Origin of the sequence: Rouxiella badensis (genome assembly GCF_026967515.2) — a bacterium.
Taxonomy (GTDB): Bacteria; Pseudomonadota; Gammaproteobacteria; order Enterobacterales; family Enterobacteriaceae; genus Rouxiella; species Rouxiella badensis.
This window is the reverse complement of record NZ_CP114062.1, coordinates 3,515,620-3,531,420: the sequence shown is the minus strand read 5'-3', so window position 1 is coordinate 3,531,420 and position 15,801 is coordinate 3,515,620. Positions and strand designations below refer to the sequence as shown.

The 15,801-nt window shown below is 52.9% G+C and carries 15 protein-coding genes and 3 tRNA genes; 10 read left to right on the top strand and 8 right to left on the bottom strand.

What is annotated here, in order from left to right; genetic code table 11:
- Window positions 1-15: 15 nt before the first annotated feature.
- A complete protein-coding gene (locus O1V65_RS16245; protein WP_017494199.1) occupies window positions 16-1,485 on the bottom strand; it encodes a SulP family inorganic anion transporter in 1,470 nt (489 codons plus the stop codon).
- Window positions 1,482-2,063, bottom strand: a complete 582-nt coding sequence (locus O1V65_RS16240; RefSeq protein WP_081601484.1) for a carbonic anhydrase — start codon at window positions 2,061-2,063, stop codon at window positions 1,482-1,484. The genes O1V65_RS16245 and O1V65_RS16240 overlap by 4 nt, the downstream gene beginning before the upstream one ends.
- 446 nt (window positions 2,064-2,509) lie before the next feature.
- Here O1V65_RS16240 and O1V65_RS16235 point away from each other — a divergent pair, with 446 nt between their 5' ends.
- Window positions 2,510-2,794: a DUF1435 domain-containing protein gene (locus tag O1V65_RS16235; protein WP_026110832.1), complete on the top strand. Its 285-nt coding sequence runs from the start codon at window positions 2,510-2,512 to the stop codon at window positions 2,792-2,794.
- A gap of 117 nt (window positions 2,795-2,911) precedes the next feature.
- On the opposite strand, the gene O1V65_RS16230 is transcribed toward O1V65_RS16235, so the two are convergent.
- From O1V65_RS16230 to O1V65_RS16215, 4 genes are all read right to left on the bottom strand, one after another.
- A tRNA-Leu gene (locus O1V65_RS16230) sits at window positions 2,912-2,998 on the bottom strand.
- Window positions 2,999-3,045: 47 nt separating this feature from the next.
- A tRNA-Leu gene (locus O1V65_RS16225) sits at window positions 3,046-3,132 on the bottom strand.
- A gap of 39 nt (window positions 3,133-3,171) precedes the next feature.
- Window positions 3,172-3,258, bottom strand: a tRNA-Leu gene (locus tag O1V65_RS16220).
- A gap of 201 nt (window positions 3,259-3,459) precedes the next feature.
- The gene (locus O1V65_RS16215) at window positions 3,460-4,353 is read right to left on the bottom strand and encodes a LysR family transcriptional regulator (RefSeq protein WP_269129880.1); all 894 of its coding nucleotides are present in this window, start codon (window positions 4,351-4,353) and stop codon (window positions 3,460-3,462) included.
- Window positions 4,354-4,474: 121 nt separating this feature from the next.
- On the opposite strand from O1V65_RS16215, the gene O1V65_RS16210 reads away from it, so the two are divergent.
- Window positions 4,475-5,467: an aldo/keto reductase gene (locus O1V65_RS16210; RefSeq protein ID WP_084911683.1), complete on the top strand. Its 993-nt coding sequence runs from the start codon at window positions 4,475-4,477 to the stop codon at window positions 5,465-5,467.
- A gap of 117 nt (window positions 5,468-5,584) precedes the next feature.
- Here O1V65_RS16210 and rsmC read toward each other — a convergent pair whose 3' ends face one another.
- Window positions 5,585-6,631: a 16S rRNA (guanine(1207)-N(2))-methyltransferase RsmC gene (gene rsmC, locus O1V65_RS16205; protein ID WP_269129879.1), complete on the bottom strand. Its 1,047-nt coding sequence runs from the start codon at window positions 6,629-6,631 to the stop codon at window positions 5,585-5,587.
- A gap of 112 nt (window positions 6,632-6,743) precedes the next feature.
- Between rsmC and O1V65_RS16200 the strand changes: the two genes are divergently transcribed.
- Window positions 6,744-7,175 carry a DNA polymerase III subunit psi gene (locus O1V65_RS16200; RefSeq protein WP_017493270.1) on the top strand — a complete coding sequence of 144 codons (432 nt, stop codon included), beginning with the start codon at window positions 6,744-6,746 and terminating at the stop codon, window positions 7,173-7,175.
- The gene (gene rimI, locus O1V65_RS16195; protein WP_084911685.1) at window positions 7,126-7,569 is read left to right on the top strand and encodes a ribosomal protein S18-alanine N-acetyltransferase; all 444 of its coding nucleotides are present in this window, start codon (window positions 7,126-7,128) and stop codon (window positions 7,567-7,569) included. Before O1V65_RS16200 ends, rimI begins: the two co-directional genes overlap by 50 nt.
- Before the next feature lie 44 nt (window positions 7,570-7,613).
- Here the strand turns inward: rimI and tsgA are convergent, their stop codons facing one another.
- Window positions 7,614-8,792 (bottom strand): MFS transporter TsgA, encoded by a 1,179-nt coding sequence (gene tsgA / locus O1V65_RS16190; RefSeq protein ID WP_017493272.1) that lies wholly within the window; start codon window positions 8,790-8,792, stop codon window positions 7,614-7,616.
- A 429-nt stretch (window positions 8,793-9,221) separates the two neighbouring features.
- On the opposite strand from tsgA, the gene prfC reads away from it, so the two are divergent.
- The 6 genes from prfC (at window position 9,222) to deoC (ending at window position 15,748) form a co-directional block, all read left to right on the top strand.
- Window positions 9,222-10,811, top strand: coding sequence for a peptide chain release factor 3 (gene prfC / locus O1V65_RS16185; RefSeq protein WP_017493273.1), 1,590 nt, complete (start codon window positions 9,222-9,224; stop codon window positions 10,809-10,811).
- Window positions 10,812-11,208: 397 nt separating this feature from the next.
- On the top strand, window positions 11,209-11,808 hold the full coding sequence (gene osmY / locus O1V65_RS16180; protein ID WP_017493274.1) for a molecular chaperone OsmY: 600 nt from the start codon (window positions 11,209-11,211) through the stop codon (window positions 11,806-11,808).
- Between the two features lie 297 nt (window positions 11,809-12,105).
- Window positions 12,106-12,267: a DUF1328 domain-containing protein gene (locus O1V65_RS16175; protein WP_017493275.1), complete on the top strand. Its 162-nt coding sequence runs from the start codon at window positions 12,106-12,108 to the stop codon at window positions 12,265-12,267.
- Window positions 12,268-12,529: 262 nt separating this feature from the next.
- Complete coding sequence (locus O1V65_RS16170; RefSeq protein ID WP_017493276.1) at window positions 12,530-13,789, top strand: patatin-like phospholipase family protein; 1,260 nt, start codon at window positions 12,530-12,532, stop codon at window positions 13,787-13,789.
- Complete coding sequence (locus tag O1V65_RS16165; protein WP_017493277.1) at window positions 13,786-14,577, top strand: metal-dependent hydrolase; 792 nt, start codon at window positions 13,786-13,788, stop codon at window positions 14,575-14,577. The genes O1V65_RS16170 and O1V65_RS16165 overlap by 4 nt, the downstream gene beginning before the upstream one ends.
- 391 nt (window positions 14,578-14,968) lie before the next feature.
- A complete protein-coding gene (deoC, locus tag O1V65_RS16160; RefSeq protein WP_084911687.1) occupies window positions 14,969-15,748 on the top strand; it encodes a deoxyribose-phosphate aldolase in 780 nt (259 codons plus the stop codon).
- Window positions 15,749-15,801: the final 53 nt, after the last annotated feature.

Below are 15,801 nucleotides of genomic sequence, written 5' to 3'. Positions count from 1 at the left end.
GGGGCTTTACCTTTTCTAGCTCGGCCAACGGTCGAGAACGATTCCTCTATGCTCGGCCCTCGAGCCAAACTCCGCAAGCAGCGCTTTGACGTCGGGGTCCATATACCCCGCATTGTCATGCTCGACCCTGACCACGCTGTTGTCCGGGATTTCTGCCAGCAGGCTTTGCAGGCGCGGACTGTGCAGGAACGTCAGGTTCTGCTGAAAGCGCATCACGTAATGATTATCGTAGCGCGTCAGCTGTAGCGCATTGCTGTGACTTTTGTAAGTGCTGGTCAGCAGCTGCGCCAGCAAACCCATCCCGATACCGACTAGCATGCCGAACACCATGATGCCGACAATGGTTGCGATGAAAGGCACAAACTGCGCCAGGCCAAGCTTCCACTGTGCTTTAAACAACTCGGGTGAGGCCAGTTTGTAGCCGGTATACAGCAGCACCGTCGCCAGACAGGCCAGCGGAATGGTATTAAGCATCTCGCTAAAGAATATGCCGCTCAGCAGGAGCAGAATGCCGTGCAGCAGGATGGAGGTCTTACTGCGCGCCCCAGCGTTGACGTTAACCGAACTGCGCACGATGACTGCGGTAATCGGTAAGCCGCCGAGCAGACCGCTGAGCATATTGCCAATGCCCTGCGCCCGCATCTCTTTATCCGAGCAGGGCGCGGGCGTTTGCTGCTTCAGTTTTTTTAGCGCTTCCTGGCTCAGCAGCGTCTCCAGGCTGGCGACCAGCGCCAGCGTAATCGCGACGACGTAAACGGAGGGATTGGTCCACGCACTCCAGTTTGGGCCTTCAAGCTGCGCGGTCAGTTCGCCGAAGCTGTCGAATGAGGGAAGCAAAATACGCGGCATGCCCTGAATACTCTCGGGGAAAAGGTTTCCGCCAAACACCACGGCAAGACTTCCCCACAGCACCGCCACCAATGGGCCAGGTACGTAGGTCAAAAATTTGTTCTTCTTGAAGGCAGGCGTTGCCCAAAGCCAGAGGATAAACAGCGAGACAAGTGCCACGCCCGCGACTACCGGTGAGAGATGAAAAGAAGGATCGCCGAAGATGCCCCGTAGCCCTCTGTTTCCTTCATAGCCCAGTGCAACGGGGATCTGCTGGGTGATGAGCAGCAGGCCAATCGCCGCCAGCATCCCCTGAATCACGCTGCCGGGGATCAGTCGGGCAAACCGCCCGGCCTTGATTATCCCGAAGACAATCTGCAACGCCCCGGCCAGGATCAAGGCCAGCAGCAGGGAGGAGAAGGAGCCGAGGGTTTCCATGGCTCCAATGACGATGGTGACCAGCCCGGCTGCGGGTCCGCTCACCGCAAAACGCGACGGGCTCAACAGCGTGACCACCACGCCGCCTATCACGCCGGTTAGCAGGCCCACGAAAGGGGGCATGCCGCTGGCCTGAGCAATGCCCAGACTCAGCGGCAGGGCGACAAGGAAAACGACGATACCTGCGGGAATATCGTGACGAAGTGCGTTCAGATTCATGATGCGCCCTCTGCTGTGCTTTGATGCACCAGCTCTTTGAGATGTCCGCTGTGCAGGTCATACACACAGCCAAATACGTTGAGAGTATGGCCCTGAGCCCAGCGTTGTTGCACCGGTGCGGTGGCCGTCAGGTTGGCAAACTGGGTTAGCACGTTGGCTTCCACCAGGCGATCCTGCCGCGTGCTTTCGTCCTGTGTGGGGTCTGGCGAAGGGTTCAGGCTCTCGCTCAATGCCTGGCGAAGCAGACCAATACGTCGGGAGAGGGCGTTATCCTGTGCAGCCAGCGGCATATCGGGGAGTGCGCTGGCAGCTTGCACGCCGCCGCAGCCGTAATGGCCGCACAGGATAATTGCGGAGACCTTAAGGTATTCGAGCGCGTATTGCAGCACGCTAAGCAGGTTATCGTCATCGCTGACCACCATATTGGCGATATTGCGATGTACGAACAGCTCGCCCGGGTGGGAACCGGTGAGCACTTCGGCAGGGACTCGGCTATCTGAACAGCCTATCCATAGCGAATGAGGCTGCTGCGGCTGGGCCGTTTGTTCAAAGTACTTGGGACTGCATTGGCGCTGCATCAGCGCCCAACTTCGATTGCGAGCCAGCAGGGGTTTTAAGGTTGTCACGATGTGCTTCTCTCTGTCAGGGGAAAAGACGGCAATGAGCCGCTCGTCCGGTGGCTATCAACGTTTAAAGATTTACTACCTTTAATTACGACTGGAAGCTTCTTGATACATTTTTTAACAGATTAGACGGCATCAATGCCTTAGGACAATCCCCTGTTTTGGATCCCCCTCGCAGCAATTAGATAAAATTTGTGAATGTATTCGCGCTAATCTCTGTGATTTCAGGCCTTGAACAAAGATTATCCATCAATTTGGCTTAACTTATTTTCTGATGAAAATTACAGTTCTTTGCAAAACGAAACCAAAACCGGACATTAAATGCTCTGCAAAGTGGTGCGCGATGAGAAAAATTGCTATATGCTACTAGTTATCATTATCAGTTAACTGAGGGCAGCATCATGATTGCAGCGATAGTTACGGCGTGCGGATTGTGGGGAGTCAGTTGGTGTCTCGGAAAACGTCTTTCTAGCGCCTGGGGCGTTCTATTGCCCTGCGCGCTGCTGCCCATTCTGGCGCTGGCCAATATGACGCTGGAACAGCTCAGGTATCTGGTGATTATCGCGATGCTGGCAACGCTGGTGATGTTGCTTAACGGAACGTGGCGTCACTACGTCCTGCTGCCATCATTCGTGGCGCTGGCGGGTGGACTGGCGGCGATATCGGTGAACTTTAATTTGATGTAACAATGCAGAATATAGAGCTTTTTGGGATTATCTAAAAAGATTGGCTTATCGAACAAAGGATTGTACTGAGGGAGTTTTACAACAAGGGAATATCAGGGAGGGATTACAGGAGTCATCTGGTGCGAAGAGAGGGACTTGAACCCTCACGTCCGTAAGGACACTAACACCTGAAGCTAGCGCGTCTACCAATTCCGCCACCTTCGCACAAATGATTACTCTTACTGCTTATTAACATCGTTCATACATCACAGTGGTGCGAAGAGAGGGACTTGAACCCTCACGTCCGTAAGAACACTAACACCTGAAGCTAGCGCGTCTACCAATTCCGCCACCTTCGCAACGTTCTGCGTTGTACTACATTTGATGCCTGTGATTGTTGGTGCGAAGAGAGGGACTTGAACCCTCACGTCCGTAAGAACACTAACACCTGAAGCTAGCGCGTCTACCAATTCCGCCACCTTCGCGATCCGTTTCTTGTCACATAGATTTCGTCTATACGACTAAGACAACCACGGGGCCGAATTCTAGAGATTTTCGCGAGGGCGTCAATACTTATTTCTTCTATTAGCGGTGATTGTTGTAAAAAACAGCAAATCAGAGCCGAATTAGCCATTTCGAGACGAGATAGCGCCTTTATCGTTGGTTTTATGAACGTTTATTTTTTGCTACAGCCTCGAAAAGAGTTCGATGAGCCAGTCAAGCAGCACCCGAACGCGGGGGGCGAGAAAACGCCCCGGTGGATACATAATGTACAATGGCATCGGGGGCGGTATAAATTCAGGTAGCACCTCGACCAACTCTCCTCTCGCCAGACTCTGACTGACGACCTGCCTCGAGGTCTGTATCAGCCCATAGCCCGCTTTTGCGGCCGCGATATAGGCATCTGCCCCGCTGACCACCAGACTGTTCGCCATCTGCACTGTCTGCGTCTTCTTGTTAACCACAAATTCCAGCTGTGACTCTGGGCGCTGGTGGGCAAAGAAATAGCCCACGGCCTGATGCTGGCCGAGTTCCATCAGTGTCTGAGGCTGGCCACAGCGCGCAAGATAGTCTCTCGACGCACAGGTCGTCTGGGCCAGCATGGCAATTGGGCGCGACTGCAGGTTCTCACTCTCGCCCGGCCAGGCGCGGATCACGCAGTCAACGCCCTGATGCAGCATATCGACGGCGTTGTCGTTGGCGCTCAAGGTCAGATTAATGTGGGGATACCGTGCAGAAAAGTCTGGCAGTGCAGGTAACACAATTTCACGCGCCACGGAATGCGGCATGTCGATGCGCACATTGCCTTCAGGCTGAAGTTTTCGATGGGCAAACAGGTTATCGGCCTCGTCAAACGCCGAGATTAACTGGAGGCAGCGCTGATAATACAGTTCGCCCTCTTCGGTGATTTTTACCTGCCGCGTGGTGCGCAGGAAAAGTCGCACACCGAGGCGTTGCTCGAGGTTTTTGAGCGTCGTGCTGACCGTTGCGCGCGGCAGCTCAAGATCTTCTGCTGCGCGACTAAAACTGCCTAACTCGGTGATGCGAATAAAGATCCGCATAGCCTGAATCTGATCCACGAAGAGCCTTTTTAATTGGTTGCGATTTATGAACAGTGTTGCACAAATCGGCGTATTTATCTTTATGGCTTAAACAACCAAACTTCTTTCCATCTTCTGAAAAAGGGTTAAGGAAAGCATAATGAAACAACGTCAATTAGGTAAAAACGGTCCGATGGTTTCAGCTTTAGGGCTCGGTTGCATGGGAATGAGCGAGTTTTACACTCAGGGCATGGACGAAAAAGAGTCGCTGGCGACGCTGGACCGCGCCATTGAGCTTGGGGTTACTTTGTTTGATACCGCCGACGTTTATGGTCCGCATACCAATGAGGAGCTGCTCGGCAGGGCATTGCAGGGGCGTCGTAATCAGGTCTTTCTGGCGACTAAATTCGGCATCGTTCGTGACTCGGCCAACCCGTTGGCACGAGGCTCCAACGGGCATCCTGACTACATCCGAAAATCGGTCGAAGGCAGCCTCAAGCGCCTTAATACCGACGTGATTGACCTCTATTATCAGCATCGTGCCGATCCGAGCGTACCAGTTGAAGACAGCGTTGGTGCGATGGCGGATCTAGTGCGTGAGGGCAAGATTCGTTACCTCGGGTTGAGTGAAGTCTCGGCGGCCACGCTTGAACGAGCGCACAAAGTGCATCCGATTAGCGCCTTGCAGACTGAGTATTCGCTGTGGAGTCGTGAGGTCGAAGAAAGTGTTCTGCCTGCCTGTGCACGTCTGGGCATCGCCTTTGTGCCCTACAGCCCGTTAGGTCGTGGATTTTTGACTGGCGCTATTCGCACGCCGGACGATTTTGCCGACAACGACTTCCGCAAAGGCAATCCGCGTTTTCAGGGGGAGAATTTTGCCAAAAACCTGCATCTGGTTGACAAGATAGTGGAAATTGCCAGAGAGAAAGGCGTTAAGCCTTCCCAGCTGGCATTGGCGTGGGTATTGGCACAGGGAGAAAACGTTGTGCCCATCCCGGGAACTAAGCGTCGCACTTATTTAGAAGAGAACATCGCCGCGCTTGATGTCATCCTGAATGAAGCCGAACTCGCGGCGATCGATGCGGCCTTCCCGCAGAATGCCGCCGTGGGGGAAAGATACGCTCACGACGTCATGCAACTGATTAATAGCTGAATCTTTCAAACTACAGCAGGTTGGCGGCTTTCGGTTATCCCAGTGGCTGACTTATGTCAGCGCCTGGAGATTGCTCCCGTTGAAGCCTCTCTGTCGCGTTAAGCTATTACGGGGGAATTAACGCTTTTTCTTCTTCACGTCGCGCGGTGGGCGACCACGAGTGGCTTCGTACACCTTGAAACGACCATTCTGCGCCAGCACTTCATGGCTGCCGAAGGTGGCATCCAGCAGGGCGGCGTAAGGCAGGAAGGCGTTAGCCACGATGCGCAGTTTGCCGCCGATGTTCAGGTGGTTTACGGCCCCGCGGATCAGCTGCTCGGCCGCGTGAAGGCTGGTCTGTAAGCCCTCGTGGAACGGCGGGTTGGAGATAATCATGTCGAAACGCCCGGTAATGTCGGAATAGACGTTACTGGCTATCACCTCACCCGTAAGCCCGTTCGCCTCGAGCGTTGCCTTACTGGCTGCCAGCGCAGGGGCACTCACGTCACTCAGGGTAACTTTCATCTTCGGTGAGTAGGTCGCCAGCACCGACGCCAGAACGCCTGAACCACTGGCGATATCCAGCACTTTACCTTTGATTGGCTCTTCGAAGCTGTTGATCAGCAACAGGCTGCCGCTGTCCAGGCCTTCACGGCTAAACACGCCCGGCAGGGTCTTGATGGTGACTTCTTCAACCATGTAGGTCTGCCACCAGTCTTCTGCATCAAAATCTGGCTGTTTTTCAAGACGGCCGTGATACAGGCCACAGCGGCGGGCGCTGTCGACTTTATCGAGCTGGCAAATCTCTCCCAGGATCTCTTCTGCGCTGCGGACTCCGCTGCGGTTTTCACCCACCACGAAGACGTCAATGCCGACAGGTAGCTGGGAAAGCAGGTTGAAAAGCTGGAACTTGGCTTCCTGTTTGCTCTTTGGCCAGTAGTAGACAAGCATATCGCTCGACGCGATAAACTCGGCATCCGCGACCAGACCAAACTGCACGTCCTCTTTCATCGAGGCGTTGAGCATCTGCCAGTGGTGGTATTGGTTGGTGTGGACTCGCACACTTTCGGCGTCGAAATCGGCCGGCAGGTCATCTTGTAAATCACCGGCGAACAGGACGCGGCGGCCAATAAAATCATCGCTATGGCGCAGTATGACTTCACTGGCCGGGGTTAATGCTGACATCAGATAAGGCTCCTCAGGAATATGGGGCGCATTATAGAGGTTTATTGGCGCAGGTTCGATGTGTTTGCTAGCATAGCGCGCTATAAGAGTCGCCGACGGGCAGGAAAAAAGCATGGCAACAAGACGAGACTGGCTATTACAGCAGCTGGGAATTACCCAGTGGGCGCTGCGACGCCCCACGGTTTTACAGGGTGAGGTCGCCGTCAGTTTGCCTGAGCACACGCAGCTGTTAATTGTTGCCGACGTGCTGCCGCCTGAAGGTAACTCACTGGTTAATGACGTGATTCGCAGCCTAAGCCTGCATCCCTCGCAGGTTTACTGCCTGCAAACGGATCAGGTCGCGATGCTGCCTGAAGACACGCACTGCAATACCTGGCGACTGGGCATCAGCGAACCTTTGACGGTCGCCGGTGCGCAGTTATACAGCCCGGCGCTGGCCGAGCTTTCTCAAGACGCTGGGGCGAAACGCGCGCTCTGGCAGCAGATTTGTGAAAATGAACAACATTTCTACCCTGACAGCCGCGGATCTGACGCGCGCCTTTGAGATTGAACAAGCCAGTCACGCCTTTCCCTGGAGTGAAAAAACCTTTGCCACCAATCAGGGGGAGCGTTATCTCAATCTTAAGCTCGAACGGCAGGGCAAGATGGTGGGGTTTGCTATCGTGCAGACGGTACTCGACGAGGCCACGCTGTTTAACATCGCTATCGACCCGGCGTATCAGCGTCAGGGATTAGGCCGTTTACTGCTGGAAGAAGTGCTGGCGCAGCTTGAGCCGCGCGACATCTTTACCCTGTGGCTTGAGGTGCGGGCGTCGAATCGTGGCGCTATCTCGCTGTATGAAAGCATGGGATTCAATGAGGTCTCGATTCGCCGTAATTACTATCCTGCGGCGGCGGGGCGGGAAGATGCCATCATCATGGCGCTGCCTTTAGGATAAAAAAAGCGGGCTTTTGGCCCGCTTTTTACATTTCGACACTGGGGTTATTGATGGCCGTGCGTTCTGTGCTTGGTCACAAAACCGAGAATTACACACATCACGAACACCACGAAGTAAAGTCCGTTCGCCGTTGCCAGCGCTGCGTGTGCACCGCTGTGGGCGACGATAGGGCCAGTAACAACGAAGGTCAGCATCGTGCCGACGGTGCCGCAGGTCAGAATAAAGTTCACCAGCTTCGGTGAGGAGACTTTGGTTTGCAGCGAGCCGAGGGTAATGATGGTGGTATAAATGGCGCTGGAAACGAAGCCAAGGCCGAGAATCGCGTAGGTCAGATGTGCCGGATTAGCGGTGGAGATGAACAGATACATCGCCACGGTCGCCAGTGCGGTCAGCAGGGTTACGATGCGCTGTAGGTCGAAGAAACGCAGCACCACGCTGAACACCCACATACCAATCATGTACGAGGTCCAGAAATCACTGACCAGCTTACCGGCCTGATTGATGTCCAGGTTGAAGGTTTTGGTCACATACTCCGGCACCCACTGAATGAAGCCCAGCTGGCCGAGGATGTAGCACAGCGCCGCAATCGACAGGAACAGTACGCCAATCCCCCATTTCTCTTTCGCGACCGGCTGTGCGTTGGTGTCGCCTTTATTGCCCAGGACCGGGAATTCGGCCATCAGCGTCAGCACAAAAATCGCCAGATAGATAACGCCGATGCAGGCATAGACCCAGTACCAGCCCACGCTGCGCGCCAGCAGTACGCCCGCAATTATTGGGAAAATCATGCCGGCCATGCTGAAGAAGGAGTCGGTAAACAGCAGGCGCGATCCGCGCTGGCGGCCTTCATAAATATGGGTTATCAGGAAGGTACCGATCGACATTGTGATGCCGCTGACTACCCCGAGTATGAACATGCACAGTGAGAAGACGCTGATACTTTTACTGAACATCAGGCCCGCGACCGCCAGCACCATCAGCACGAAGCCGAAAATGAGCTGACGTTTCAGTGGGATAACTTCCATCAACCAGGCATTAAGGAAGATAGCTATCAGGATCCCGGCGTTCAGGAAGGTAAAGGTGTTGCTCATGCTGGAAACCGGCAGGCCGAAATATTCGGCGATATTGCCCATAACCATGCCGGTAACAATGACCAGTGCGCCGGTCAGGCCGTAAGAGAAAAAGCTGATCCAGGTGAGAAGCAATCGATTACTTTTAGTCATTAAGATACATCCTTGTGATGTATAAGAGGTTAAAAAAAACGCTAAAAAAGAGTTCAGATAACAGCAGCACAGGCTGCCGAGTCATGCCGTACAACTTTTATTGGCCGATTATCCAGAAAGGAACGGACCAGTTTTGTGATGGGACGGGTATTTTTAATGCAAGCCGTAAAGTTATGCAAAATTAATATGTGATTCAGGTCACGTTTTATTGAAAATTGCGAGAAATAAGACCAATTTTCGCCCATTTAAGCCGCCTCCCTCAACCTCCTTTTTCGCTGTTACGGAAGCGAATGTAAAAGCATTGATTGTCTATCCCTGCCAAATCATAGAAAATAGCCGGCTATAACTTTTATTACCGCTTTGCCTGATGCCGTTCTGGCTAAAATCAATACCGATGCAGGGCGGACAACCGCAGAAACGTGGAAAAACATGTCTCCTAGTGAATACGCCCTCGAAGTCGCCAAACGTCGCACCTTCGCCATTATCTCGCACCCCGATGCGGGTAAAACTACCATCACTGAAAAAGTACTGTTATTCGGACAGGCTATTCAGACCGCCGGTACGGTAAAAGGCCGTGGCTCTAACAACCACGCCAAGTCCGACTGGATGGAGATGGAAAAACAGCGTGGTATCTCGATTACCACTTCCGTGATGCAGTTCCCTTACCGTAATGCGCTGGTTAACCTGCTCGATACCCCGGGGCACGAGGACTTCTCCGAAGATACCTACCGTACGCTGACCGCGGTTGACTGCTGCCTGATGGTAATCGACGCCGCGAAGGGCGTTGAGGATCGTACCCGTAAGCTGATGGAAGTGACCCGTCTGCGCGATACGCCGATCCTGACCTTTATGAACAAGCTTGACCGCGACATCCGTGACCCGATGGAAGTCATGGACGAAGTGGAGCGCGAGCTTAAAATCGCCTGTTCGCCAATTACCTGGCCTATCGGCTGCGGCAAACTGTTTAAAGGGGTTTACCACCTCTATAAAGATGAAACCTATCTTTATCAGACCGGTAAAGGCCACACCATTCAGGAAGTTCGTATCGTTAAAGGATTGAACAATCCCGACCTCGATGCGGCTATCGGCGAAGAGCTGGCAGCGCAGCTGCGTGACGAGCTAGACCTGGTGCAGGGCGCTTCTCACGAGTTCGACCATGAAGCCTTCCTGAGCGGTGACCTGACGCCGGTGTTCTTCGGTACCGCGCTGGGTAACTTCGGCGTAGACCATATGCTCGACGGTCTGGTCGAGTGGGCGCCTGCGCCAATGCCGCGCAAAACCGACGTGCGCGAAGTCGTTGCCGCTGACGAGAAGTTCACTGGTTTTGTGTTCAAGATTCAGGCCAACATGGACCCGAAACACCGCGACCGCGTAGCCTTTATGCGCGTGGTGTCCGGTAAATACGAAAAAGGCATGAAGCTGCGCCAGGTTCGTACCGGTAAAGACGTGGTGATTTCCGACGCGCTGACCTTTATGGCCGGCGACCGTTCTCACGTTGAGGAAGCTTACCCGGGCGATATCATCGGTCTGCACAACCACGGCACGATTCAGATTGGCGATACCTTTACTCAGGGTGAAAACATGAAGTTCACCGGTATCCCTAACTTTGCGCCAGAGCTGTTCCGCCGTATCCGTCTGCGTGACCCGTTGAAGCAAAAGCAGTTACTTAAAGGTCTGGTTCAGCTGTCGGAAGAGGGTGCGGTGCAGGTGTTCCGTCCGCTTATCAACAACGACCTGATCGTGGGAGCGGTGGGTGTGCTGCAGTTTGAAGTTGTCGTGGCGCGTCTGAAGAGCGAATACAACGTTGAGGCGATTTACGAGTCGGTCAACGTTTCTACCGCACGTTGGGTTGAATGCTCAGACGTGAAGAAATTCGAAGACTTTAAGCGTAAGTGTGAGTTTAACCTGGCGCTGGACGGTGGGGACAACCTGACTTATATCGCACCTACGATGGTTAACCTCAATATCACCAAAGAGCGTTATCCTGAGGTTGATTTCCGCAAAACGCGCGAGCATTAATCTGCCGCACGCGTTTTCAGCGTTTCAAATTTCTCCTAAAAGACGGCGCAAGAGCCGTCTTTTTTTATGATTTTTTTCTGAATATTAGTTTCATTGTGAAATTACTTTGCACATTTTTGTCGGTTTTTTCGCCTATAATGGCCTAAAATGCTCGGACTTATCTGTATTACAGGTTAATTAGCCATTCTTACTACAGTTTTGTTCATGGTCGGCTATATTAAATAAACGCACAACGAAAGGCAGGTTTAAACGCTGGCCTCGGGATTCTAAGTAGAGACTTGTGCTGATTTATTAGAATTCACAGTGAAGTGTCACAGTAATGAATTTAAGTCGCCACGACCATGTGGTGTACAGAGTCCTAAATTTTTGGGCTCCCAAACTGTTAAGGAAGAAATCGATGAAAAAGTCTAATTTTGCATACTCAATGATGGCCGTTGTTCTGGGTACCGCCCTGATGAGCGGTAGTGCACTGGCTGCAACCGCTGAAAGCACGATGAATTCTGCGGGTGCAAAAATCGATAGCTCCATGAAGAAAGTTGATGGCTACATGGGCGATAGCGCCACCACAGCAAAAGTTAAAAGCGCTTTGGTAGACGATAAAGCAATCAAAAGCACCGACATTTCAGTTAAAACAGACAATGGCGTCGTGACACTGAGCGGTTTCGTCGGCTCTCAGGCAGAAGCGGAACAAGCTGTCGCGGTAGCCACCAAAGTTGAAGGCGTTAAATCCGTCAGCGACAAATTGCATACTAAAGACAGCAAGACTCAGTCAGTGAAAGGCTATGCGGGCGACACCGCCACCACGACCTCCGTAAAAGCCAAACTGCTGGCCGATGACATCGTGCCATCACGCATGGTGAAAGTTGAGACTACCGATGGCGTCGTTCAGCTGTCAGGTACGGTAAAAGATCAGGCTCAGTCTGACCGCGCTGAAAGCGTTGCCAAGACCGTTAGCGGCGTGAAGAGTGTCAAAAACGACCTGAAAGTTCAGCCTTAATCCCTCTGAACGCGTTGCCTGCCCCACGGTGGGCAACAACCCTGACAGTTCTTATTGTTAATTAGAAAGGTCAGCGGCTTATTAGTAGAAATTTTTGGAACCACGAGTACTGAATAAAATAGAACGATTAACGATTTTTTTACCTGAAAAATCACTGAGTTTTCATCCGTTTTGTTTTTTTCAAGCTATCTTTAATACTGTACATCTTATTAAGTATCTACAGTAATAGCCGTTATTCAGGACGCATTTGTTAACCGAGTGACGTACGAATATTTTAAATAGGGTAAGGAGAAGCTTATGTTTCGTTGGGGTATTATATTTCTTATCATCGCGTTAATCGCGGCAGCTCTTGGTTTCGGTGGACTGGCAGGTACAGCGGCCTGGGCTGCAAAAGTGGTCTTCGTAGTCGGTATCATCCTGTTCCTGGTGAGCCTGTTTACCGGTCGTAAGCGTTTATGACGCTGTGAAGACTAAAGGATAAACTGATATTTATCTGATATTTCCCGGAGATTAAAAGGAATAACCTCGTTAAGGCGCAGGGACGTAATGGAAGAGCCTGATGTTATTCATAAGCGTTATTTCCCATGCCGTATCCATGATGGAAACTGCACCTGATTTACAGGAAGTAACGATTTAATCTCCGGGATTTTGCAAGAAAGTGACGGATCGGTAAAAGACGGAGTATGCTCATCACAAAGAAGTGATTTTTGAGGAGTCTTCGTTGGGATACAGAATACCGGTCACGCTGGGTAACATTGAGCCCCTGGCCTATAAACCCTACATGCCGGGTAAAATCGCGTTGGTTTGTGAAGGCGGCGGGCAACGAGGCATCTTCACAGCGGGTGTGCTGGATGAATTTCAGCGTGCAGGCTTCAATCCATTTGATCTCCTGATCGGCAGTTCTGCCGGTGCTCAAAACCTTTCAGCGTATATATGCGGTCAGCCAGGCTACGCACGGCGAGTCATCACGCGCTACACCACCAGCCCTAATTTCTTCAATCCTCTGCGATTTGTGCGCGGTGGACACCTTATCGATCTCGATTGGTACATTGATACTATTTCTAAAACCATGCCGCTGGCGATAGACACCGCCGAAAAGCTGCTGATTGATGGCCGGGAATTCCTGATGTGTGCCTGTCGCAGTGACGACTATGAGCCCAACTATTTTGCCCCCACCCGCGACAGCTGGCTGCCGGTGATTAAGGCCTCGAGCGCGATTCCGGGTTTCTACCGCATGGGCGTGGACCTCGACGGTATCAGCTATCAGGATGGCGGCATTAGCGATGCGATTCCCGTTGAGGAAGCCTACCGTCGCGGCGCCGACACGATTGTGGTTATCCGCACCGTGCCTTCCGCGATGTTCTATACGCCGCAGTGGATGAAACGTATGGAGCAGTGGCTGAGCGAGAGCAGCCTGCAACAGCTGGTGCACATGGTGCAGCATCATGAAAAGAGCTATCACCGTATTCAGCAGTTTATCGAGAACCCCCCTGGCAACCTGCGTATCTTTGAAATCTTCCCGCCGAAGCCGTTGGCCAGTCATGCGCTGGGCAGTCGCTTACCGGCTCTGAACCAGGATTATCACCTCGGACGCCGCTGCGCGCGCTATTTCTTGTCGATTGCCTCGCACTGGCTCATGCAGCGTGAAAATGACCAGCCGCTGCCGATCATGACTCCGCGTCCGAGAAGACCGCAGATAGTCGTGCCACCGATTGTCTCGCCTGAGATTGAATTGCCGGTTAGCCCGGTGGCGGCTGCAAATCAGTCTGACCTGATTATTCCTGATACTGCCGTGGCCGATGCCCGCCTTGCTGACCCAATTGCGCTGTCTGATAGCGGTAGCGAGAGTCCTTTCCTGCAAGCGGTTAATGCTTTTAAGGACGATATTTCAACCGCCATCAGCGCGCTCGCAGTCAGAAAATCAGCTTCTGAGATTTCCGTCGAGCGGCCAAAGACTGAGGGAGAAGGAGACAAGCTGTGAAGCCGGGATTGATAGACACTCACTGCCATTTTGATTTCCCTCCCTTCAGCGGTAACGAAGTTCAGAGTCTGCAAATGGCTGCCGAAGCGGGCGTTAACCAATTGATTGTGCCGGCGGTCGAGTCAGCACATTTTGCCCGCATCGAGGCGCTAGCCGAAAAACATCCTCAGGTTTTTGCCGCATTGGGGTTGCACCCTATCTGTATCGCCTCGCACAGCGAAGCCTGCCTTGAGAAGCTGGACCAACGTTTATCTGCACAGAATGAAAAGGTCGTCGCCCTGGGCGAAACCGGATTAGACCTTTATATGGAAACGCCGATGTTTGATAAACAGCAGCGTTTCCTGCGGGCGCAGTTCAAGTTGGCGAAGCAGTACAACCTGCCGATTATCCTTCATTCGCGGCGCACCCATGACCCCCTTGCCGCCATGCTGCGTAAAGCCGCACTCCCGGCAACGGGCGTGGTGCATGGTTTTGCCGGCAGCCTGTCGCAGGCCGAAGCCTTCGTGCGCCTTGGTTTCTCGATAGGCGTCGGTGGGACTATCACCTATGAGCGGGCGCATAAAACCCGTCAGGTGATGGCCAGGCTACCGCTTTCATCGCTGTTGCTGGAGACCGATGCACCGGATATGCCGTTACAGGGCTTTCAGGGAGAGCCGAACCGACCCGAGCGGGCGGCCAGAGTCTTTACCGTGCTGTGCGAACTTCGTAATGAATCGCCAGAAGAGATTGCTCAGGCGCTGCGCGAAAATACCCGTCGTCTCTTTAATCTTAATGTCCCCCCTCAATGATGTGATGTTATTTAAATAACATTTACACTCGGCAATATTGGCCTTTTATAACTCTAATTTGTGATTTTTGCCGTAGTCTCTCCTAAAAATGTTATTTAAATAACATGTCGCGGTGGGGTAAAATCCTCTCAAGAAGCGCGTTACCCGCATCAGCGATTGTCATGATTCGGGTATACACTTTTACTCTATGCCCGAAGGTGGGTATACGGCTATAACGTGATGTGAATCTCATTTTTTTGAGTAACGTTGCAATCAAATTTCATTTTGTGTGAAATACTGCACACCATAAATGGCGTAAACCTGTTCAAATTATCCCAACAGGTGACGGATTGTCCCGGCTGTGTGCCCAGTTTTGACGGCCTGTCAGAATTGAAAATTGTTGGAGAGTGTTATGACTGATTTACTCGCAGCGGCGCAGCGCGCACTGAATCTGATGGATTTAACCACCCTGAACGAAGACGATACCGACGCGAAGGTGATTGCTCTGTGTCAGCAGGCTAAAAGCCCGGCGGGCAATACGGCGGCTATCTGTATCTATCCACGGTTTATTCCCGTTGCGCGCAAAGCGCTGCGCGAGCAAGGCACGCCGGACGTACGCATTGCGACCGTGACCAACTTCCCGCACGGCAATGACGATATCGAGATTGCGCTGGCCGAGACACGCGCGGCGATTGCCTACGGCGCAGACGAAGTCGACGTGGTCTTCCCTTACCGTGCCTTGATAGCCGGTAACGAGCAGGTGGGTGCAGAGCTGGTAAAAGTGTGCGCAGAGGCCTGTCATGACGCCAACATTCTGCTGAAAGTGATCGTCGAAACCGGTGAGCTCAAGCAGGAATCACTGATCCGCAAAGCTTCCGAGATTGCCATCAAGGCGGGGGCAGACTTTATCAAGACCTCAACCGGCAAGGTGCCTGAAAATGCGACCCTGCGCAGCGCTGAGCTGATGCTGAACGTCATCAAAGACATGAACGTTGCCGAGTCCGTTGGTTTTAAACCTGCCGGCGGCGTGAAAACCGCAGAAGACGCCGCGCAGTATCTGGCGCTGGCTGACAATATTTTGGGCCGTGAATGGGCCGATGCCCGCCACTTCCGCTTTGGCGCCTCCAGCCTGTTGGCGAGCCTGCTGACCACGCTGGGCCATCAGGGACAGAAGTCCGGCAGCGGCTACTGATAACCCCTGCGAGGCGGCGGCGCGTTGCTGCATGCCTCGTTTTTTACTGCTGA

What these genes read in the sequence shown, in the direction of transcription:
- tsgA (WP_017493272.1), bottom strand. Translation starts at nt 8,792, where the DNA reads ATGACTAAAAGTAATCGATTGCTTCTCACCTGGATCAGCTTTTTCTCT.
- O1V65_RS16245 (WP_017494199.1), bottom strand. Translation starts at nt 1,485, where the DNA reads ATGAATCTGAACGCACTTCGTCACGATATTCCCGCAGGTATCGTCGTT.
- prfC (WP_017493273.1), top strand. Translation starts at nt 9,222, where the DNA reads ATGTCTCCTAGTGAATACGCCCTCGAAGTCGCCAAACGTCGCACCTTC.
- O1V65_RS16235 (WP_026110832.1), top strand. Translation starts at nt 2,510, where the DNA reads ATGATTGCAGCGATAGTTACGGCGTGCGGATTGTGGGGAGTCAGTTGG.
- O1V65_RS16240 (WP_081601484.1), bottom strand. Translation starts at nt 2,063, where the DNA reads ATGCAGCGCCAATGCAGTCCCAAGTACTTTGAACAAACGGCCCAGCCG.
- deoC (WP_084911687.1), top strand. Translation starts at nt 14,969, where the DNA reads ATGACTGATTTACTCGCAGCGGCGCAGCGCGCACTGAATCTGATGGAT.
- O1V65_RS16210 (WP_084911683.1), top strand. Translation starts at nt 4,475, where the DNA reads ATGAAACAACGTCAATTAGGTAAAAACGGTCCGATGGTTTCAGCTTTA.
- osmY (WP_017493274.1), top strand. Translation starts at nt 11,209, where the DNA reads ATGAAAAAGTCTAATTTTGCATACTCAATGATGGCCGTTGTTCTGGGT.
- rimI (WP_084911685.1), top strand. Translation starts at nt 7,126, where the DNA reads ATGAACAACATTTCTACCCTGACAGCCGCGGATCTGACGCGCGCCTTT.
- O1V65_RS16175 (WP_017493275.1), top strand. Translation starts at nt 12,106, where the DNA reads ATGTTTCGTTGGGGTATTATATTTCTTATCATCGCGTTAATCGCGGCA.
- O1V65_RS16200 (WP_017493270.1), top strand. Translation starts at nt 6,744, where the DNA reads ATGGCAACAAGACGAGACTGGCTATTACAGCAGCTGGGAATTACCCAG.
- rsmC (WP_269129879.1), bottom strand. Translation starts at nt 6,631, where the DNA reads ATGTCAGCATTAACCCCGGCCAGTGAAGTCATACTGCGCCATAGCGAT.